Genomic DNA, 19171 nt, shown 5'->3' with positions numbered 1-19171 from the left:
GCGAGGGTCAAGCGTTCGTCGCGTCACGTGAACGCATAAGCCTCAGCAAAAATTCTTGCTGACAGTTGTTAAGCCACCAAGTAGATGCGTCATGTCGACGAGCCGTTGCGCCACCAGGTGACGGACTTCCCCTTCGCATTGCCATGTCCCGTACACCGCGAGCAGCGCGGCGCCCAGCGCTTCACGCCGCTGTTTCTCCAACAACGAAGGCCATACGATGACGTTGACGTTGCCCGTCTCGTCTTCGAGCGTCACGAACATGACGCCCTTGGCCGTTCCCGGGCGCTGACGTACGGTCACCAGCCCACAGCCTCGCGCGAGACGGCCGTTCCGATAGGTTCGCAAGGTTGAAGCGGGCATGAGCCGTTGCTCAAGCAGCGCCGGCCGCAAAAGCGATAGTGGATGGCGTCCAAGTGTCAGTCCCGCGGTGTTGTAGTCGCTCACGATCTCCTGCGCTTCCGACGGCGCACCGAGCGTCGGCGTTTCGTCGTCGATCCGTGTGTCAGCCAGGATGCCGCGGTCGGGCACCGCGGCCGCAGACTGCCACAGCGCTTCACGGCGGTTGCCTGCCAGTGACCGGAGCGCGTTCGCTGCCGCGAGCACCTGTAGGTCGCGGCGATCGAGCTGCGCGCGGCGTGCTAAATCGCTCACGCTTGCGAACGGCTTCACGGCGCGTGCGGTTTCGATCCGCTCGGCGGCGCCCTCGCGCATGCCCTTGAGCAATGAAAGGCCGAGCCGAACGAACGGCTTGTCGGGCTTCTCGTTGCCGGGCCGCTTTTCGAGGACGGAATCCCATCCACTGATAGTCACGTCGATCGGCGCCATCTCGACCCCGTGCCGTTGCGCGTCCTGCACCAGCTGAGAGGGCGAGTAAAAGCCCATCGGCTGAGAGTTGAGCATCGCGGCCAGAAAGGCGGCGGGCTCATGGCACTTGAGCCAACTGCTTGCATAGACGAGGAGGGCAAAGCTCGCGGCATGACTCTCCGGAAAACCATACTCACCGAATCCCTTGATCTGCTCAAAGATGGATTCTGCGAAAGCCTTGTCGTATCCGCGCGCCTGCATCCCACCGACGATGCGATCGTAGTATTGCTGCAGACCGCCCTTGCGCTTCCAAGCGGCCATCGCTCGCCGCAGCTGATCAGCTTCGCCCGGCGTAAAGCCTGCAGCAAGGATCGCCACCTGCATGACCTGCTCCTGAAAGTTCGGCACGCCGAGCGTGCGGCCCAGCGCGATTTCCAGTTCCTTGCTGGGATAGGTGACCGGTTCAAGCTTCTGGCGCCGTCGCAAGTAGGGGTGGACGGCGCCGCCCTGAATCGGCCCCGGCCGCACGATCGCCACTTCGATTACGAGATCGTAGAACTCTCTGGGCTGCATGCGCGGCAGCATGCTCATCTGGGCGCGCGACTCGATCTGAAAGACACCGACCGTGTCCGCGCGAGAGATCATCTCGTAGGTGGCCGCATCCTCCACCGGGATGTCCTGCATTTCGAAGCGCTCACCGCGTTGCTCAGAGACGATATCGAGCGTGCGTCGAATCGCGGACAGCATGCCGAGCGCGAGCACGTCGATTTTCAGCAAACCGAGCGCTTCGAGGTCGTCCTTATCCCACTGGATGGCGCTGCGGTCCGGCATTGCCGCGTTCTCGACCGGCACGAGTCGCGTGAGCTTGCCACGACTGATGACAAAGCCGCCGGAGTGCTGCGACAGATGCCGCGGAAAATTGAGGATCTGCGCCGCCAGATTCGCCCACATGGCGATCAGCGGATTGGCGGGATCCAGCCCCGACTCCTCGAATCGACGCAGCAGATCCTGCGAGTGATCGAACCACTGATGGCTCTTGGCGACCTTGTCGACGATCTGCGGATCGATGCCGAGCGCCTTGCCGGTTTCCCGAAGCGCGCCGCGCGGTCGGTAGGTCGATACGGCCGCGGCGATGGCCGCGCGATCGCGCCCGTACTTCCGATAGATGTACTGGATGACCTCTTCGCGCCGTTGATGTTCGAAGTCGACATCAATGTCGGGCGGCTCACCGCGCTCCTTGCTGATAAAGCGCTCGAACAGCATGTTGCCGCGGGAAGGATCGACTTCGGTGACGCCCAGGCAATAACATACCGCGCTGTTCGCCGCCGACCCCCGACCCTGACAGAGGATGTGCTGACTGCGCGCGAAGCGCACGATGTCATAGACGGTGAGGAAATAGGCTTCGTAGCGCAGCTCGCGAATAAGCTGCAGCTCATGCTCGACTTGTTGCTGCACGTTGTGTGGCACGCCGGCAGGAAAGCGCCGGTGGGCGCCAATATAGGTCTCTTGCCGGAGATAGGCTTCATGCGTGTAGCCTTCGGGGACCAGTTCGTCGGGATACTCGTAGCGCAGTTCATCCAGCGAGAAGCTGCAGCGCGCGAGAATCCTCAACGTCTCTGCAATCGCGTGCGGCGGATACAGGTTGGCGAGCCGTAAGCGAGAACGCAAATGCTGCTCGGCATTGGGCGCAAGCTCATACCCGCATTCGGCCACGGGTTTGCCAACGCGAATCGCGGTCATCGTGTCTTGCAGGGGCTTGCGCGAGCGCACGTGCATGACGACGTTGCCGATGGCCACGACCGGTATTGCCGCTTTCAACGCCACCTCTTCGACGATGCCCCGATGAATGTCGTCCATCGCGCGCTGATGCAGCGTGAGCCCGACCCACGCACGCGCCGGGAAGGCCTGGCGCAGCCAGTCGACCTGCGCAGTCAGCGTCTGTTCATTCGCCGGAAAGTCCGGCACCAGGATCGCAAGTCAGTTTTGAACGCCCTTCAAATGCGCGTGCTTCGGTTCCGGCCGCGCGAGATCGTCGGGTGTCAGCAGGTAGCTGCCCTTGGTCGCCCGCATGCGCGCAAGCGTGATGAGCTCGCACAGGTTGCCGTAACCTTCACGGTTTTGGGCGAGCAAGATCAGGCCAAACGCGGGGCCAGAAGTGGGACCAAGAGTGGGACCAGAAGCAGGACCAGCAGCGGGGCGGTTTTTGGGACCGTTATCTGCACCGTGACGCGCATGGACCAGACGAAAGTACGAGCCGATGATCAGCGGCAGCTTTTCTTCCTTGGCCTGAACATGCGCGCGCACGACGCCCGCGACCGAACACTCGTCGGTGATGGCCAGGCCCGCGTAACCGAGTTGCGACGCGCGCAGCACAAGCTCTTCACCATGCGACGCACCGTGCAGGAACGAAAAGTTGCTGAATGCGAAAAGCTCCGCGTAATCAGGTAGAGCGGGCAGGCCCGATGAGGGAAAGTCCACGGCAACACCTGCTTAACCGAACAGTCCGTGGAGGAACCAACGCGTTTCCTCGGTCTTGACGCTCGGCCGTTCGCGATAGATCCAGTAGCAGCTTTTATCGTCCGCTTCCGCGACAAAATAATCTCGCGTTACCAGCGCGCCGTCATGCCATCCGGCTTCGATCCGTTCGCCGGTCGACACGAGTTTCAACGGCGAACCGTAGAACGGACGATGATTCTTGATCATCAAGCGCAAGGGCGCATGCAGTAGCCAGGTCGGTCGCGGAAGATCATCAGGCGCGGGGGGCGTCTTCGGGTTGCTTTGCACGGGCACCCACTGATTGGCGTGTTCCGGGCGATGATCGGGCGCGGGCGCTGGCCGTAGAACATTTTCGGCGCCCAGGCGTGCTGCCAGCAGTTCCAGCAGCCGGTTATGGTCTTGTGCCGACCCACCGGGCTCGGGGAATAGCGAATCGCTGGGCGGCTCAGCCGCGCGCACTTCCGAGGCCGTCAGCCGTACGGCGATGACCGCGGCTTCGAGCTCGATGCGCCCGAGTCGCTCCTTCAAGAGACGCACCAGGTGCTCTTCATGCCAGGTCGGCTCAGCGAGTGCGATCTCGATGAGCGTCGGTTCGATGGCCTGGCGTCCGCGTTCATGTTCGAGCGTGATCGTCGCATGCGTGAGCGCGAGTTGCTGGGCCGTGAGCCACCCGCAGAGCTGTACGACGAGTCGCCGCGCGGAAAAGAGGATGGCTTGCGCATGCTCGACGCGATCAGGCAGCTCGACGCGTGCGCTGAAAGTCGGCGGCAGTTCGAGCCATTCGTGCAGTTCAGGCGCCAGGCCATAGGCCCGGTCCAGGGAATCGAGTAGGTCCACGCCACATCTCTTCTTCAAACCTGCGCGGGGCAGGCGTTGGATATCACTCAGCACGCGGCAGCCCAGCCCGTTGAACCAGTCGGCGAAGGAGCGCAGTTCAGGTACGGCCATGAAGGGCAACGCGCCGAGATGCTGTTCAAGCGAACGCATCTTGAGCACCCGCCGGCGGCCGGCCTTGGAAAGCAGCCAGGCGCCGCGCCCGGTGGGCGCGACGCTCATGCGCGCGGTAACGCCAATGGCCTTGACGACGTCCTTGATTGCCCGGCATACGCGCAGGATGCCGCCGAAGAGTCGCAAGCTCGCGGTGACGTCCACAACGATGGTTTCTTCTTCGCACACCGCCACCTGTGGCGAGAAACGCAGCAGCGCGATCGCTACTTCGCGCTGCATCTCGTGTTCGCGCGCAGCGCTCCGGTCGAACATCAGCGCCTCCGGCGCGAGCGTCGTGACTCCGCCGCGCTTCATCCCCACTCGCACGCCCGCGTCTGTCGCCGCCGCATCGAGCACGATGACTTTGTCGCGCTCGAGCACCACGCACCCGTGCTCAGACGGAGGTGACCACCTCGGTCTGAACACCTCCAGCGAAAGCCGGGGCAAGTGAATGGCGACGAACACGGCCATAGGGACTCAGCAAGATCGGCGACGGTTGTAGGGTGACGGTCAATGGCTCCGTGCGGTTGGGGCCGCGTCGTTTAATCACGTCGACCGCGATCCCGCCCTCTGCCGGTCTCACGCCAAGCCGTAGGGTCGCCGGCGACGCATCCTGGGCGCTGGCAAGCGGCCGCACCAAAATCAGTAACGTCTCGGTCGCCTGAGCGGCCAGATGCAAGCGTCGCAACGCCTCGGAGCGGATGTGCTGTTGCCAGAACAGCAGCGCACCGCAACTTCCGGCCTGCAGCACGCGCTCCGCGGACCATAAGGCGTCCGCCGTTTTCGACGCCCGCAGCCACATCAGCTTGTCCAGCGGTACGCCGAGGTACGAAAACGCCAGCGCATTCGGGACATGCGGCGCCTGCAGCAGCACGACGGGCCGCCGAGTGTCTTGAGCCACGCGGGCGAGCGCCGGACGCATCAGACGCATTTCGCCAATTCCCGGCTGCTGAACGAGCAACTCCACGAGCGCACCAAGCGGCCAGCCACCGCCGGGCAGTTCCGCTGACAACGCCGCGTAGCCGGTGTCGACGGTCTTACCGTGGGCACGCGCCAACTGCGCTCCGAGCCAGAGATCTGGGTGAATGGACTCGACATGTTTGGGCAGGGCCGCCATTTTGCATAAGTACTGTATATATGTACAGTACTCTAACTTGGAATTCGCAACGCGGTATGCGCCCTTTTTTTGGCAGGCAAACGGAAATCGTCGATTAGCGCAGGGCGGCTAGACTCAAACCACCGAGCGGGAACGCCGGGAAAGCGCGTGAAACGCTCTTCTATGTTCCCTTGGGCGCCTGCGCACAGCCTGCTGCAGGACCAGATGACTAGGGCATAGCCACGCCGCTGCGGCGCCGTTCGGTCTGCGTTCAGAAACCCCTAATTTCTTTTCTTGTCGCGACAACTAAAATTGTCCATATGGAAAGCCATCGTTCAGTCTGCCTGGAAGCCGTCGAGCTAGAAATCGTCCAACGGGAGGCGGAGCTGGTCCTGCTCGAGCTCTGGATTGCCCACACTCGCCTTTCCTTCGAAGGCTACTTAGCAGCGTCTAATGCGCTTCTGATGCTGGGGCAGGAGTTGGAACGATGGAAGGCGATTGAAAAGCGACTGCAAGGCCCGAAAACCATCTGATCTCAGCCCTTCCATCGCCGTGAAAAACGCCATGCGCCAGTTCGCCCCCCTCACGCTGAAGATCTACCGTGCTTCTAGTGGCCAATGGACCGGGATCCTTTTCGCCGCGGGAGCCGAGGTGGGAAGGATTAGCGGGTGTATTAGTCCCCAAGCGGTTGAACAGGCAGTAAGGGACGAAGGTTTCCAACCCGATCATGTGCGGGTAGAAATACCCTCCGAAGGCCCTGAATCAACAAATGAATAGACCGAAGAGGCGGTCGGAACACGGCATTTTGCTTGCTGACAGTCCGGGGAAGCTAACCATCGCTGCTTCCCGGATGGTCTATGACTCGGAATGAAATTCTCATCGCTATCCCGCTCCTGCAAGCACAAATCGAAAATTCGCTACTGACCGATTACCAGTCACTCGGTCGACTCAATGAATTGATCGCAGCAACGGAGCTTCTGGAGAGGGACGATACTCTTGCGCACGATCTTGTCATGGTGCGATCTTTGATGGCTTTGCACCGCCACCAGAGGGCCTTGGACGTCTCAAAAATGCCGTAGTCAATACGTTCTTTCGCTCACCGAGTTCCCCCTCCAGACCGGAGTAGCGTCGCGTACCATCGCAGGAACTCTGATGTGCTGCCTGATCATCGGCAGGTCAAGCGAGTTCAGCCACGGGGGCATCTAACGCGGGCGTCAGTCCATCGTCCCGGTTTCCCGTATCAGTCACCGTCACTGTCACCGTCGGTGGGGGAGCGACTATGCTGTTGGGGACTTGCCTGCAAAAAATGGCTACGCGCTGGCAGGGCGGATCGGTTTCTTCCCCGGGGCCATGCAGCGGCCGGCTGTGCAGACTGGTTGAATCCGGCGTGTGCGCCCGCATGTGCATTCCAGCAGAGCCGTTGAGTGTTCCGGCGGCGAAGTCTTCCACGCGCTGGTCGCCCGCTTGGAAGCAATATCGACGGGCTGTCCGTGGGGCTCTCGCGTGCGTCCCCAGCAGTTTGTGGGGTTTTGGGGCAAGATAGGTAGTTGCGTTCTACGTGAAGTTCCCGACGCAGCGAACCGCATAGGAACCAAGCAAAGGACGAAACAAAACGAGCATGGCCGGAGCTGATATCAACGAAGTGGCGGATGCGTCGGACGCGCGCGCGGAACTGCTGTGCTTCCTGGTCGCGACCGTGGCGGCCTCCCATTCACTCACGTACGAGTGGCGAGTCGATCACGTCGTGGAAAGTTGCCGCATCTGGCTTCGGCGCAATCGCCTCTGGATGGATTGGCTCGCGCGCGTGCGGCTCGGCCAACTGGCGCTCAAGATCGCCAAACGGGATCTGAAGGGCGCCGGCATCGCGGTGCGCCAGTCGAACGTCCAGGCGCTCTTCACGGACGATATGCAACTGAACTATTCATGCACCGTCATCAAGAAGATGCTGTCGCTGTGCAAAGAGGCGCTCTGACGTTCCGCGCCCTGTGCCTGGAAGCGCCGCCATCGCGAAACGAGGGGAACCTAACGCATGTGTTACTCAGCGCAGATCCAGGCCGACTATCGCCGCTACGTGAAGATGTTCGGCGCACAGATGGACATCCGCGAGTTCGCGCGACTGTTCTGGGAGCGCGCCGAGGGCAGCAAGGCCAAAATCCCGAAGGCGATGGAAGACGCCCTTCGAGAGCCTCAGACCGATGATGAGCGTCAGATCAAAAGCCTCATTGATCGATACAACGCGGAGCAGGCGACCAAGGTCGAGCAGGAGCTTTTCAAGCAGCGCACGCGACTGGCCGATGCTGAACGCACGCTGCAGACGAAGATAACCAAGGCGGCGACCGAAAGCAAGCGCATCGCGACGGACAAAATCGAGGCGGCGTTACGGCGCCTGGCCGACTTCGGTCGCATTGAACCAGAGCCGCGGGACTCCCGCATCTTTCCCGGCTACTATGCGCCCGTGCTGGTGGTCGAAGACGGGCAGTATGTCGTCAAGCCGATGCGCTACCAGTGTCGCATTGCGGGGAAGCCTGCGAACTACGATGTTAAGTACCCCGGAACATATAATGCCCGGCGCGATAGTCTGGAGAAATTCTGGAAACCGTGTTTTGGCTACACGCATGGCCTGATGTTGGTCGACGTCTTCTACGAGAACGTTGCGAGAGCAAAGTGCGAGAACACGCTGTTTGAAACGCACGACGGACCGCAGGCGCCTGGCGAAAACGTCGTCCTGGAGTTTCGCCCCAACAATGGTCAGCTGTTGATGGTCGCGTGTCTGTGGTCCAAGTGGACCGCGCCCGGTCAGCCGGATCTCTTATCGTTTGCCGCCATCACGGACGAGCCGCCTGCCGAGGTAGAAGCAGCCGGACACGACCGATGCATCGTCCCGATCAAGCGAGAGAATGTCGATGCCTGGCTGAATCCGCAGGCGTCCGATCTCGCCGCACTCGATGCAATTCTCGAGGACCGAGACCGGCCTTACTACGAGCATCGACTTGCCGCGTGAATGGGATTAGTCGCAGATAAGCGCGGGTAATCGTAGGTAGGAAGCCGCTCGCCGGAAACCATTCGGAACACGTTTTGCTGGACTGTTGTTGTTCTCCAACTGATGAGGTGCAACGATGGCAGGCGACAACTCGTATAAGCCCGGTGAGATCGTCAAGGTGTCCGGCATCTATTCCGTCGTTCATGACGATGGCAAGGATACGTTCGAAGTCACGTGTGTCGAGGGCGAACATTTTCCTCCGACGCGAAGCGGCAAGGGCGCCCACTTCGAACTCAAATATGGGGCGACGCACTCACACAAGCACGGTGAACTGAAGGGCACCGAGGCGCGTGAGTCAAATGATAAGGTCTGATTTGTCCGTTCCACCGGCATGAGGTGCTACCTGACTAGCGCTTCATGCCGATCGCCCGGCGCATCGCGGCGGTGATGCCTTGCCGCGTGCGCCAGTAGCCTTCCCACGGGTCCGCTGCAAGCGTGCGTTGTCGGTGGATGGCTTGCGCCATCGTCCACTGGTCGCCGCTTTTTACGTCCTTCAACTCATCCCACGAGATCGGCATCGATACCGCCATGCCTGGGCGGGCGCGCACCGAAAACGCGGCCACCGTACTGGCGCTTCGACCATTGCGCAGATAGTCGATAAAGATCTTGCCGACTCGATTTTTCGGGCCCAGCACGGCCGAGAATCGCTGCGGCACGACGCGCGTCATGTGCTGTGCGACCGCTTGTGAGAAAAGCTTGACTTCTTCCCACCCCTGACGGCGCGTGAGCGGCACGACGATGTGAAATCCCTTGCCGCCGCTGGTTTTCGCGAATGAGCGCAAGCCCAATTCATCCAGCACCACCTTGACGAGTGAGGCGGCTTCCAGCATTGCTGACCAGGGCAAGGCGGGATCGGGATCGAGATCAAAGATGACGCGATCGGGATGTTCCAGATCGGGCGCGACGCCGTTCCATGAATGGATTTCGACGACGCTCATCTGAGCGAGCCCGACCAGCGCGTCTGCAGTGTTGGCAACCAGCAGCGGCTTGTGTTCCGGATACACGCTTACGGGCAGCTCTTCCACGCCGCGAATGCGCGCGCGCTCGGAGTGCTTCTGGAAGAACAGTTCGCCCGCAATACCGTCGGGCGCACGCACGAGCGCAAGCGGCCGGGCGTGGAGGTAGGGCAGCGCCCACTCAGCAATCGCATCGTAGTACCGCACGACGTCGAGCTTGGTGCGGCCTGAGGCCTGATCCATCACGCGTTGTGGGTTGCTGATCTTAATGTCGCCCACGATGACCGTGCCACGGGGACCGGATCGTTCCCGCGTCGAGCCGACATGTCCTGCTTGTGGATCGTCAACGACCTTTTCTTCGGTGACCGCCCGTGCAGGCTTGTCTTCACGAAGGGCGTGGAATACAGGATGCCGGATTTCGCCGTTGGGCGTCCACTCCAGGAACGACACCTCCGCCACGATGTCGGGCACGAGCCAGTAAAACTCGCGATCGCGCTCGGGTTGAGGTGCGTTGTAGAAGGCGGGCTGAGACTGAAGTAAGGGTTGGGCGCGCTTGCTGAATGCGGCACCGCGTGAGGGCGTCAGATGAGGCGCAACGTGGCCCGCGTACCTGAGCGTTCCGTCTTGCTCGTAGACGCCCAGCAACAGCGAGCGCACGCCCGTCTTGGCGCCCTTCACACGCGAGAAGCCGCCGATCACGAACTCTTGCCTGAGATTGCATTTGAGTTTTTGCCAGTCGTTTGAGCGACCCGACCGATACGGCGCGTCCGCGCGCTTGCCAATGATGCCTTCAAGTTTCATCTTGCAGGCGGAGGCTACGAGCAATACCGGATCCTCGGCGAAGTCGTCGGAATAGCGAAGCAGGGGGCTTTCGACGCTTTGCATTAGTTCGTGAAGCAGGGCGCGGCGCGTCCGGAGCGGCTGCTCACGAAGATCAGTGCCGTTAAGCCACAACAAATCGAAGACATACAGGACGATGTCTGCCGTACTGCGCCGGTCGAAGGCATTCTGTAGGGAATTGAAGTCGGGCTTGCCGCTGGCGTCCAGTACGACTGCCTCCCCGTCAATCCACGCACTATCGGCCGGCAGGTCCGCCAACGCGTCTCGTAGGCGCGGCATGCGCTCAGTCCAATCGTGTCCGTTTCGAGTGATCAGCTTGACGTCGCCCGACTCAATGCGAGCAAGCATTCGATAGCCGTCGAACTTGATTTCGTAGGACCATTTCCCTTCGACTGGGTGACGCTCGACCAGCGTCGCCAATTGAGGCTCAATGAGAACCGGCATTTCGCCGGGCGCAGTCTCGGGCGCGCGTACGCGCGTCGCGCGCGAACCGTTCCAGCGCCCCATGTCATTCGCTCGCGTCCGGCGGCACGCCGTCGCCATCGTGCTGATGGTCACCGTCGCCATCGCTCCGGTCGAGCATCGGCGGACGAAGCGGTTGCTGCGTGTCGATGCCCGCCATCTGGAGCGCCGCGTCGATACGCTCGAGCTCGGTCCTGAAACTGACGCGCCACCGCGTGGGTGGTTCGTCATCCCCCACGAGCATCATGCCGTCATGGATGACGAGTGCATAGCGCGCAACGAGAAGCGCATCGACGAGTTGCGCTTCTCGTTTCGCTTGTTTCAAGAACGCGGTCGCTTTCATGGCGGCACCTCTCTCCCGCAAATACGCAAGCGTTGCGCCCGTAGGGAACCCGGAAAAGCGAACCGTTGACTATCTGCTGCAGGTCGAAGAAAAGACTTGCAGTTGAGCCGTAAGGGTTTATACTAAGTTCGTCTCCTCCATGTCCACCGATATGGATTCAACCCGCTCAATCGAGCGGGTTTTTTATTTTCGCAGCAAGTTATGATCGGTGGACACAGCTGCTCCTGGAATTCGGCAGCGAGAACTCGCCAACGATCGTGGGTCGAACGCGGCTGTCGAGCGGCAGACACGCGCAAAAAGAGCTAAGGCCGCAGCCTTATAGCCGCTGCGGGCGTCAATGCACGCGAGTTACGGCTTGCAGGACGGCACGGCCATCAACGGTCAATCGAGGACGCGGAAGGCCTGAGGCGAGTTGTTCGAGTTCGACCAGCTGGCGTTCCATCAGGATGTCGAGTTCTTCGCGATCAAGGTCAATCTGATCCGGTGCAGCGCTCACCAGCATTAGCGTGGCAAATTCATGGGGACTTAGCATGTCTCTCTCCCAGATAGATGCTGATATTTCTATTTTTGCGAAACGATTTGGTAGCCCCGCCGCAGGGGCCAACGACCTCATAGTGATCTGAGGAAACGCTTGACTCCGCGGGGAAACATTCTGTCGCGGTGTATTTTTTGTCGACAGGGCAGGGATTAAAACATGCATTCAACTGCCATGTTAATCAGGGTTTACAATACGGCAGAAGAATAATCCGGCCGTTCGTATTAAATAATCGCTGACAGCAAAATGCGAGGCAGGTACTTATTCGAACCCGCGCAAAAAATACCCGTGATTACTTCTCGTTATCAACGGTGCGGTTTTTGGAACAGGGTGGTTAGGGGGATTTTCACTGCTGAAAATCGCGACGGGTTTTGTGGGAGAAGCCCAGTGACCTTTACGACGCGGCATCCTCCTTGCGCTGACTCAGGTGTACCTGCATGCCGCAGGCAAACCGGAGAGCGACCATGAATGAAGACCAGGTGAAGGGCGTCGGGGAAAAGGTCAAAGGCAAGATCAACGAGGGCGTCGGCAAGGCGACGAACGAGCCCGCGCAGGAAGCGAAGGGCGACGCGCAGCAGGCCGAAGGCGAAGTGCGCAAGGACGTCGGTGACGCCAAAGAAGACTTGAAGGACGCGACTGACGATACGGCGAAGCCGTAACCTGATCGTCGCCGAGCCGCATGCGCGGCTTGCTTGCAACGGATTCAGCGCCCGCCTTGAGCGAGCTTTTTCGCGCCTGTCCTTCATCGAATTCAAATTCGGCCTCTGGCGAACCTGGCAACCCAAAAGTCGAATAGCCAATATTCTCAACTTCGCACCATTACTCCAATAATGGTGCGGTTTGTGCGACTTATTCGTATCACAATCGCTGGGTCGGACGCTCGCGGGAACAAGTCACTTCAAGCAATGAGTTTACATGAAGAAATTTAGCAATACTCCTAACTTCCCGATAAGGTAAGCTTTTTGCTGCTGCATTGTGTCTCCATTACCTTAGACGGGAGGTTTTCATGGATGCGATCGGAAAGAAACGATGGGCTATCGCTGAGGGATATCTGCCGCCTTCAAGCACTGGCGATACACCGGATCTTGTCAGTCATGAAGCGGCTTGCATCCTCAACGCCGGCGAGCAAGACGCGCATATAGAATTGACAGTTTTCTTCAAGGATCGTGCGCCGGCCGGTCCTTATCAAATCACGGTCCCAGCGTTGCGAACTTTGCACATGCGCTTCAACGACCTTACCGATCCAGAGCAAATTCCCACGGGCACCGAGTATGCCAGTTTGTTTGCATCGGACGTACCGGTCGTCATCCAGCATACGCGCCTGGACTCGCGGCAGTCGGAGCTGGCGATACTGACCACAGTCGCCTACGGCGCCGATTAAGGAGGTTGCTGCTGAAACATGTACCTGCTCGACCGTCGGCTTCAGCCAGCTACCGAGCATCGGGCTGCCGTTGCCGACGGTGCGAAGCAGCGTCGTTCATCCTTGAAAAAGCGAGCAAAACAGGTCTGCTTGATGTCAGGAAGCGTCATAGCGTGTAACGCGCGAACCCGATGAGGGTTGTCAACCGACGCGCAATCGTCTGCTTGTCTTCCGAAGCCAGAAGTCTATCCGCCGCCTCTTTGTAACGTCGGTCCGCTCAGTCCCAAGGCTGTGTTGATGACGGCGAGATGGCTCAATGCTTGAGGAAAATTCCCTGCGAGTTCGCCGCGCTGTGTGTTGTATTGTTCGGAGAGCAGACCGACGTCGTTGGCGGCAGCCAGCACGCGCTCGAACTGTCTCTGAGCTTCTTCCTTGCGTCCTTGAAGGTTCAGGCAATCCGCCATCCAACACGAGCAGGCGAGAAATGTTCCTTCGTCGGGACCGCGTGGATCTTTCGGGTGGCGCCTGATGAGTCCGTTTTCACTTAGATCGCGAGCGATCCGGTCCATCGTCGAGGACATGCGCGGATCGTCGGCGGGAATGAAACCGACGAGCGGCATTAACAGAAGACTGGCATCTACTTCTTCTCCGCCGTAGTACTGCGTGAAACTGCCGACCCCCTCGTTCCAGGCCTCGCGAAGGATTTCTTCACGAAGTCGCTCGCGAAGTGACTCAAGCCGTTCGACGAGTGGCGCACGGCCGTCATCGCACGCATGACCGTTGACGAAACGGTCCAGCGCCACCCAGGCCATCACCCGCGAATAGGTGTAGTGCTTCGGGCTTGAGCGTGACTCCCAGATACCAGCGCCGGGCAGGTGCCAGACCTTCTCGATATGCTCGACGATGTGTCGCTCCACAAGGTATTCTTCGCCAGCAGGAGCCAGACCGCCGCGGCGGGCGACGTGCAGGCAATCGACAACCTCCCCGAGAACATCTAGCTGATGTTGATGGGCCGCGGCGTTGCCGATACGGACGGGCTTTGCATAGCGATGACCCTGAAGCCAGTCGACCGTCCACTCCGGGAGATGCCGCCCGCCGTCCACCCGGTACATGATCCGACTGTGCTCGGACTCCGTGGCGATAGTGCGCAAGAGCCAGTCGCGCCAAGCCTGTGCCTCGTCGTGATAACCGGCGTTCAGCAGCGCGACCATCGCAAAGCTGGTATCCCGCAGCCACGCGTATCGGTAGTCCCAATTGAGCTGACCGTCGGGCGCCTCCGGCAGCGAGGTCGTCGGAGCAGCGACGATGGCGCCGGTGGGACGATAGATGAGGGCCTTAAGTGTCAACAGGGACCGCTTGACGGCCTGCGGCCACGCGGTGCGGGAAACGTCGAACTTCGCGATCCAGTCTCGCCAATAGCGTTGTGTGGTGCGCAGCGCGGCTTGGACGTCCACCGATTCTGGGACGGGCTCGTGTGTCCGCCCGTAAGCCATCACGAAAGTAACGGTCTCCCCGGGCTGGACGTCGAAAGTGCCGTGTATCGCGCCGTCCTTGATATGCATTTCTATATCGCTGCGCAGCGTCACCCGATCAGGGCCAATGTACGACAGAAGGGCGCCGTCGGCTCGTTCGATCAACGGCGTGAGCTGGCCATAGTTGAAGCGCAGGCGCAGTTCAGAACGCATCTTCACGGTGCCGTGCAGACCGGTGACGATCCGTATCACCGAGCGCGAACTGATCCCAACAGGCATGAAATCGACGATGCGGACCGCGCCGTCGGCGACTTCAAAATCAGTCTCGATCAGGAGCGTGTCGTCCTGATAGCGCCGTACGTTGCGCTTAATCGCTTCGGCGGGGGAGATCGTCCAGCATCCGTTCTCGGATCGCCCCAGAAGCGCCGCAAAGCATGCATCGTCGTCGAAACGTGGCCAGCAGAGCCAGTCAATGCAGCCGTCACGGCTCACGAGGGCAGCAGTTTCGCCGTCCGAAAGAAGCGCGTAATCAGCAATGGGGCAGCTCATCTCAGTCAGCTCTCCGATTGGTGAGTGCCCGAATCAACCCCATTGCGCCGATGCCGGCCAGACTCCAAAAGAAGGCGCGATGACGATCGGTGAACATCTCCCAGCTATGCTCGCGCGCCTGGTCATCGAAGCGACCGTGCGCGCCGTAGTCACCGGGCACCGGATCAAACAGGTTCCCAGTTGCATCGCGTTGTAGCGGTTCGTCGGTGAGTTGCCCTGAGTAGCCGGCTTTCGCCAGATAGCGGTCGATCAATGCGGGAGCGATCCGGTTCGCGAGGATCGCCTTCACAGTCGAGAACCCGAGCCATACTTCCCGCCGGCGGTGCGTAGCCGCAAAGAAAATTGCACGGGCGGCGACCCCTGGCTGAAAAATCGGCGCCACGGGGCGCGCTTGCTTGCCCATCTTGTTCATCGCCCAGTCGAACTGCGGTGTGTTGATGGCGGGAAGTTCGACCATCGTCAGATGAACCTTCAGTCCGTCGTGGATAATTTCCGAGCGCAGCGAATCGGTGAATCCGCGAATGGCGAACTTCGCGCCGCAGTAGACTGACTGCAGCGGCACTGACCGGTAAGCTAAGGCCGAGCCGACGTTCACAATGGTGCCGCGATTTCGCGTCCGCATGCGTGAGAGGGCGGCCATCATCCCGTGAACCTGACCCAGATAAGTGACACGCGTACCGCGCTCGATTTCCTCGGCCGTGAGCGCGGATACGGGCGCAAACGCTGTTGCCATCGCGACGTTGACCCAGACATCAATTGGACCCAGCGTGTCTTCCACACGTGATGCCGCTGCATCGACCGCTTTTGAGTCGGCGACATCGGTCGGGATGGCGAGTGTCGGGACGCCGAATCGCTCCTTGAGCTGAGCAGCCGCCCTGTTGAGGCGCTCTTCGTCGCGCGAAATCAGTGCCACCGCATAACCTTGACGGGCAAATTCCTCGGCGGCCGCGCGCCCGACGCCGGCGCCAGCACCAGTGATGACGGCTATCTTATGCATTGTCCAGGTCCTTTTCCACTAGAGGTCTCCGCGAGCGGCTAGCGCCTCGATTCTGTCGGCGGTGCGCAGCGCGATGGCCTGTATGGTCAGCGACGGATTCACCCCGCCGACCGTTGGAAAGACAGAGCCGTCGCATATCCATAGGTTGTCGATGTCCCAGCTTCTACAGTCTGCATTCACAACGCTCGTGGCGGGATCGTCTCCCATGCGCGCAGTGCCATTGAGATGGCAGGTGTCATCGATCTCCCGCCAGACGTCGCGTGCGCCGGCCGCCTCCAGTGCGAGACTCATGAAGTTGAGCGAATGAGCGACAAGGCGTTTGTCGTTTTCACACAGTGAATACGTCACGCGAGCAACGGGCAGTCCGTATTGATCTTTTTCGTCGGCGAGCGTCACGCGGTTGCGCTCTTGCGGCATTGCTTCCCCCACAATCTTGAGGCCCGCCTGATGGTTGTACTTCTGCATCTCGTTGACAAGTTGCTGTCCCCACAGACCGCGCCCGGTTTGCGTCGACGCCCATGCGACGGGCAGCGGCCCCTGGCTCATGTAGCAATAGCCGCCGAAGAAGTCCTTGCCCTTGTCCTCGTAATTCCAGTGTTCGGTGAGCGCCAGCGACGGCGGACCCTTGTACCAGCGAATCTCTTCGTCCATCGTGCCCCACGCGGCCTGGTTCATCTGCACCATGAGATTCTTGCCTACGAGACCGCTGCTATTGGCGAGGCCATCGGGGAAGCGGTCCGTCGCGGAGTTGAGCAACAAGCGCGGCGTTTCGATCGCGTATCCCGCGACCACGACGTTGCGTGCGCGCTGAAACTGCCAGCGTCCCTCGCGGAAATACTCGACGCCGGTGGCGCGTCCACCGTCGCCCATGACGATCCGGCCCACCATCGCCAGATCTCGGACCTCGGCGCCGGCACGAACGGCGCGCGGTATCCAGGTGACGAGCGCGCTTTGCTTGGCGTTGGTGGCGCAGCCTGACACGCAAAATCCACGATAGACGCACGGATGTGCTTCGCCGCGCGGCGCGGAGACGGTCGCGAGTGGTGTCGGCGCCCAGTCGATGCCGAGCGCTTCGCAGCCGCGCGCGAGCACCAGCGCCGCCGCGTTCAACTCATGAGCGCGATACGGGTATCGCGGACGCTTCGGTCCCCACGGATAGTTCACCGGCCCAGATATCTTCAGTGCCTCTTCGACTTCTCCGTAATAGCGCCACATCTCACGCCAGTCGATTGGCCAGTCCGCGCCGTAACCAAGAAGCGACCGAGATTTGAACCATTCGGGCCGAAAGCGCAGGGAGACCATCGCGAAGTGAACGGTGCTGCCGCCCACGGATTTGCCGCTGTTGTTGTTGCCGAGCTTGAGCGGATTCTCACCGTCGCAGACGCGCTCATCGGTCCAGAAGAGCTTGCCCTGATGCGTCTCATCCGATGCGAATTCTTCGAGCGGACGCCACCAAGCGCCGGCATCGAACGCGACAACATTGAAGCCTTTTTCGGCGAGACGGCAGGCGAGTGTGCCGCCGCCCGCGCCCGTGCCGACGATAGCAAAATCCACCGCTTCGTCCTGCGGATACTCGCGCATCTGAATCCATGCGCCGGGATGGAACACGTCGGGCGCGCGGCCATTCTTGCCGCGCGGGACCTGCTGCGCGTCGTGTGGCGAGTCAGCGGGCACGGCGGTTCTCCTTCTGCGCAGCGTCCTCTTGACCGGGTGTCGCTTCGGCGGCTTCCCACGGGTCGCGCCGGTTAGCGACCATGCGCACGTAGCCGCGCGGATTAGCGGGGCCGCCGAAGCCGATCTCGCTCCAAACCTGTGGATGCGCGTAGTACATTCCGCAGATGTCGTGCAGCACGCGCTCCGCGAAGAAGACGGTGCTCGGCATGCCTTTCCATTCGGCGCGGTCGAGCTTGCCTTGCTGCATGTTGATCAGAAGTGCATGGCGCGCGTCATTGTCGATGCTTGCGAACGGCAGTTCGTAACGCGCACGGCTTTCGGCATCCAGCGCGCGAAGGCCGATCCGCCACGCCTCGCGCATCGGCGGCAAGCGAGCGTCGCGATAGCCGTCGCCTGTATTTTTCGCGAGGCGTGCGTCGACGAGCGCGGCGACGGGCACGGCGGGCCGTTGCTGATCCTGCGGCACGATGCACGCGCACAGCGCGCAGAGTGCGCGCCACTCGACTGCATCGAAGAACTGCGGGTCCTCCGGGGTCGCGAGCCGTTCGTCGATAACATTTCGCGTGACCTCGTCCCATGACGGCGTGTCGCGTTTGGTCATCACGTCATAGCCGGGATAGCGGGGCAGGTGTTTCATTTCTTCTCTGTCTCCCGAAGACGCAGCGCCGCGAGTCCCGCGAGGGCGAGCGCCGAAAAGCTCGGTGGTGCGGGCAATGGCGGACCGTTGAACAGATTCTGGCTCCAGTTGCGCCAGCCGCCACGCGCGCGCGCGACGCCGCGTGCATGAAAGCCGACGCCGATGAACCCGAGCGCCGTCGTCAGGCGCAGCCACAGCCGCGTGAACCAGTGCTCGCGCGGACGGCTGAGGGCGGTGTTGATGAGCAGAGCCGATGCAACGGGCGGAACGACGATCGGCGCGTACATCGCCGGGTTCTGGAACGAGCCGCGAAAATGCAGCAGCGCGACTTCGCCGAGCGTGCCGAGCAGTCCGGCACTCGTGACGAGCGCGAGCGCCTGTCCCGCCGGCATGCCGAAAAGACGCGGCTCGTGGGCCGGTTCATCGCGCAGCCGTTCGGAGACCGCCCCCAACGCCCCGGAGAGGAGTAAGGCCATCGGCGCGCCGATCGGCGCAGCATAGAAGAGGTTGTGCCAGCTCCAGCCACCGGGGCGCTTCGTGATGTTGTACAGATGAAACCCTGTGCCGGTGAAGCCCGCGAGCGCCGCGCTGATATAGACCGCATTGCGCACTGGATGACGTGCCGGCTCGTGATCGGAGCTGCCGTGCAGGCCGGCCAATAATGACAGAGTCGAGACGACGAGGGGTGTGTACATCGCGGGATTATCGAAGGAGCCGCGATAGTGCTCCATCGCACTGTCCGTCAGCACGGAAAGTGCGAGCAGCGCCGAGCCGCGGTGGAACGTGCGTGCCGTATCGATGTGCGTCTGCGCCGGCGAGCGCTGCGCCTTTTGACCGCCAAGCCGCACGAGCGCAAGTCCCGCCGCAGCGATCCCGCAGCCGATGGCGATATCGATTTTTCTGGTTTGCGTCATGTCTCGATT

18 protein-coding genes are annotated in these 19171 nt (G+C 61.1%); 6 read left to right on the top strand and 12 right to left on the bottom strand.

Annotated features, from left to right (window positions below):
- Positions 1 to 42: 42 nt before the first annotated feature.
- Genes AWB77_RS21840 through imuA form a run of 4 tightly spaced genes read right to left on the bottom strand, consistent with a single transcriptional unit; the run spans position 43 to position 5404 of the window.
- Positions 43 to 2769: an error-prone DNA polymerase gene (locus tag AWB77_RS21840; RefSeq protein ID WP_374728707.1), complete on the bottom strand. Its 2727-nt coding sequence runs from the start codon at positions 2767 to 2769 to the stop codon at positions 43 to 45.
- A 12-nt stretch (positions 2770 to 2781) separates the two neighbouring features.
- A complete protein-coding gene (locus AWB77_RS37490; protein ID WP_374728711.1) occupies positions 2782 to 3261 on the bottom strand; it encodes a PHP domain-containing protein in 480 nt (159 codons plus the stop codon).
- Positions 3262 to 3294: 33 nt separating this feature from the next.
- On the bottom strand, positions 3295 to 4758 hold the full coding sequence (locus AWB77_RS21835) for a Y-family DNA polymerase (protein WP_074168929.1): 1464 nt from the start codon (positions 4756 to 4758) through the stop codon (positions 3295 to 3297).
- Positions 4682 to 5404, bottom strand: coding sequence for a translesion DNA synthesis-associated protein ImuA (gene imuA / locus AWB77_RS21830; protein ID WP_061136511.1), 723 nt, complete (start codon positions 5402 to 5404; stop codon positions 4682 to 4684). Before imuA ends, AWB77_RS21835 begins: the two co-directional genes overlap by 77 nt.
- 299 nt (positions 5405 to 5703) lie before the next feature.
- Here imuA and AWB77_RS21825 point away from each other — a divergent pair, with 299 nt between their 5' ends.
- The 4 genes from AWB77_RS21825 to AWB77_RS21805 all read left to right on the top strand — a co-directional run bounded on the left by AWB77_RS21825 (position 5704) and on the right by AWB77_RS21805 (position 8736).
- Positions 5704 to 5916, top strand: a complete 213-nt coding sequence (locus AWB77_RS21825) for a hypothetical protein (protein ID WP_061136510.1) — start codon at positions 5704 to 5706, stop codon at positions 5914 to 5916.
- Positions 5917 to 7001: 1085 nt separating this feature from the next.
- Positions 7002 to 7355 (top strand): hypothetical protein, encoded by a 354-nt coding sequence (locus AWB77_RS21815; RefSeq protein ID WP_061136508.1) that lies wholly within the window; start codon positions 7002 to 7004, stop codon positions 7353 to 7355.
- Between the two features lie 57 nt (positions 7356 to 7412).
- Positions 7413 to 8384: an SOS response-associated peptidase family protein gene (locus AWB77_RS21810; protein WP_061136507.1), complete on the top strand. Its 972-nt coding sequence runs from the start codon at positions 7413 to 7415 to the stop codon at positions 8382 to 8384.
- Between the two features lie 115 nt (positions 8385 to 8499).
- The gene (locus AWB77_RS21805; protein ID WP_061136506.1) at positions 8500 to 8736 is read left to right on the top strand and encodes a hypothetical protein; all 237 of its coding nucleotides are present in this window, start codon (positions 8500 to 8502) and stop codon (positions 8734 to 8736) included.
- Between the two features lie 34 nt (positions 8737 to 8770).
- Here the strand turns inward: AWB77_RS21805 and ligD are convergent, their stop codons facing one another.
- The 3 genes from ligD to AWB77_RS34605 all read right to left on the bottom strand — a co-directional run bounded on the left by ligD (position 8771) and on the right by AWB77_RS34605 (position 11556).
- Positions 8771 to 10726 (bottom strand): DNA ligase D, encoded by a 1956-nt coding sequence (gene ligD / locus AWB77_RS21800; protein ID WP_074168928.1) that lies wholly within the window; start codon positions 10724 to 10726, stop codon positions 8771 to 8773.
- 1 nt (position 10727) lies between these two features.
- Complete coding sequence (locus AWB77_RS21795) at positions 10728 to 11006, bottom strand: hypothetical protein (protein WP_167354164.1); 279 nt, start codon at positions 11004 to 11006, stop codon at positions 10728 to 10730.
- A 352-nt stretch (positions 11007 to 11358) separates the two neighbouring features.
- Positions 11359 to 11556 carry a hypothetical protein gene (locus AWB77_RS34605; protein WP_074168927.1) on the bottom strand — a complete coding sequence of 66 codons (198 nt, stop codon included), beginning with the start codon at positions 11554 to 11556 and terminating at the stop codon, positions 11359 to 11361.
- Positions 11557 to 12023: 467 nt separating this feature from the next.
- Between AWB77_RS34605 and AWB77_RS21790 the strand changes: the two genes are divergently transcribed.
- On the top strand, positions 12024 to 12218 hold the full coding sequence (locus AWB77_RS21790) for a CsbD family protein (RefSeq protein ID WP_061136503.1): 195 nt from the start codon (positions 12024 to 12026) through the stop codon (positions 12216 to 12218).
- 347 nt (positions 12219 to 12565) lie between these two features.
- Positions 12566 to 12940 (top strand): sensory rhodopsin transducer, encoded by a 375-nt coding sequence (locus tag AWB77_RS21785; RefSeq protein ID WP_061136502.1) that lies wholly within the window; start codon positions 12566 to 12568, stop codon positions 12938 to 12940.
- A gap of 224 nt (positions 12941 to 13164) precedes the next feature.
- On the opposite strand, the gene AWB77_RS21780 is transcribed toward AWB77_RS21785, so the two are convergent.
- Genes AWB77_RS21780 through AWB77_RS21760 form a run of 5 tightly spaced genes read right to left on the bottom strand, consistent with a single transcriptional unit; the run spans position 13165 to position 19162 of the window.
- Positions 13165 to 14940 (bottom strand): glycoside hydrolase family 15 protein, encoded by a 1776-nt coding sequence (locus AWB77_RS21780; protein WP_061136501.1) that lies wholly within the window; start codon positions 14938 to 14940, stop codon positions 13165 to 13167.
- A gap of 1 nt (position 14941) precedes the next feature.
- The gene (locus AWB77_RS21775; protein ID WP_061136500.1) at positions 14942 to 15937 is read right to left on the bottom strand and encodes an SDR family oxidoreductase; all 996 of its coding nucleotides are present in this window, start codon (positions 15935 to 15937) and stop codon (positions 14942 to 14944) included.
- Between the two features lie 18 nt (positions 15938 to 15955).
- Positions 15956 to 17611, bottom strand: a complete 1656-nt coding sequence (locus tag AWB77_RS21770) for a GMC family oxidoreductase (protein ID WP_061136499.1) — start codon at positions 17609 to 17611, stop codon at positions 15956 to 15958.
- Positions 17601 to 18248: a gluconate 2-dehydrogenase subunit 3 family protein gene (locus AWB77_RS21765; RefSeq protein ID WP_061136498.1), complete on the bottom strand. Its 648-nt coding sequence runs from the start codon at positions 18246 to 18248 to the stop codon at positions 17601 to 17603. Before AWB77_RS21765 ends, AWB77_RS21770 begins: the two co-directional genes overlap by 11 nt.
- Positions 18245 to 19162, bottom strand: a complete 918-nt coding sequence (locus AWB77_RS21760) for a hypothetical protein (RefSeq protein WP_061136497.1) — start codon at positions 19160 to 19162, stop codon at positions 18245 to 18247. Before AWB77_RS21760 ends, AWB77_RS21765 begins: the two co-directional genes overlap by 4 nt.
- Positions 19163 to 19171 lie beyond the last annotated feature (9 nt).

Source organism: Caballeronia fortuita (assembly GCF_001544835.2).
Taxonomy (GTDB): domain Bacteria; phylum Pseudomonadota; class Gammaproteobacteria; order Burkholderiales; family Burkholderiaceae; genus Caballeronia; species Caballeronia fortuita.
The sequence above is the reverse complement of the archived record's forward strand: the minus strand, read 5'-3'. Positions and strand labels throughout refer to the sequence as shown.

Excerpts from the sequence above, each read along its gene's own strand:
- AWB77_RS21835 (WP_074168929.1), bottom strand. The coding sequence starts at position 4,758 with ATGGCCGTGTTCGTCGCCATTCACTTGCCCCGGCTTTCGCTGGAGGTG.
- imuA (WP_061136511.1), bottom strand. The coding sequence starts at position 5,404 with ATGGCGGCCCTGCCCAAACATGTCGAGTCCATTCACCCAGATCTCTGG.
- AWB77_RS21825 (WP_061136510.1), top strand. The coding sequence starts at position 5,704 with ATGGAAAGCCATCGTTCAGTCTGCCTGGAAGCCGTCGAGCTAGAAATC.
- AWB77_RS21815 (WP_061136508.1), top strand. The coding sequence starts at position 7,002 with ATGGCCGGAGCTGATATCAACGAAGTGGCGGATGCGTCGGACGCGCGC.
- AWB77_RS21810 (WP_061136507.1), top strand. The coding sequence starts at position 7,413 with ATGTGTTACTCAGCGCAGATCCAGGCCGACTATCGCCGCTACGTGAAG.
- AWB77_RS21805 (WP_061136506.1), top strand. The coding sequence starts at position 8,500 with ATGGCAGGCGACAACTCGTATAAGCCCGGTGAGATCGTCAAGGTGTCC.
- ligD (WP_074168928.1), bottom strand. The coding sequence starts at position 10,726 with ATGGGGCGCTGGAACGGTTCGCGCGCGACGCGCGTACGCGCGCCCGAG.
- AWB77_RS34605 (WP_074168927.1), bottom strand. The coding sequence starts at position 11,556 with ATGCTAAGTCCCCATGAATTTGCCACGCTAATGCTGGTGAGCGCTGCA.
- AWB77_RS21790 (WP_061136503.1), top strand. The coding sequence starts at position 12,024 with ATGAATGAAGACCAGGTGAAGGGCGTCGGGGAAAAGGTCAAAGGCAAG.
- AWB77_RS21785 (WP_061136502.1), top strand. The coding sequence starts at position 12,566 with ATGGATGCGATCGGAAAGAAACGATGGGCTATCGCTGAGGGATATCTG.
- AWB77_RS21780 (WP_061136501.1), bottom strand. The coding sequence starts at position 14,940 with ATGAGCTGCCCCATTGCTGATTACGCGCTTCTTTCGGACGGCGAAACT.
- AWB77_RS21775 (WP_061136500.1), bottom strand. The coding sequence starts at position 15,937 with ATGCATAAGATAGCCGTCATCACTGGTGCTGGCGCCGGCGTCGGGCGC.
- AWB77_RS21765 (WP_061136498.1), bottom strand. The coding sequence starts at position 18,248 with ATGAAACACCTGCCCCGCTATCCCGGCTATGACGTGATGACCAAACGC.
- AWB77_RS21760 (WP_061136497.1), bottom strand. The coding sequence starts at position 19,162 with ATGACGCAAACCAGAAAAATCGATATCGCCATCGGCTGCGGGATCGCT.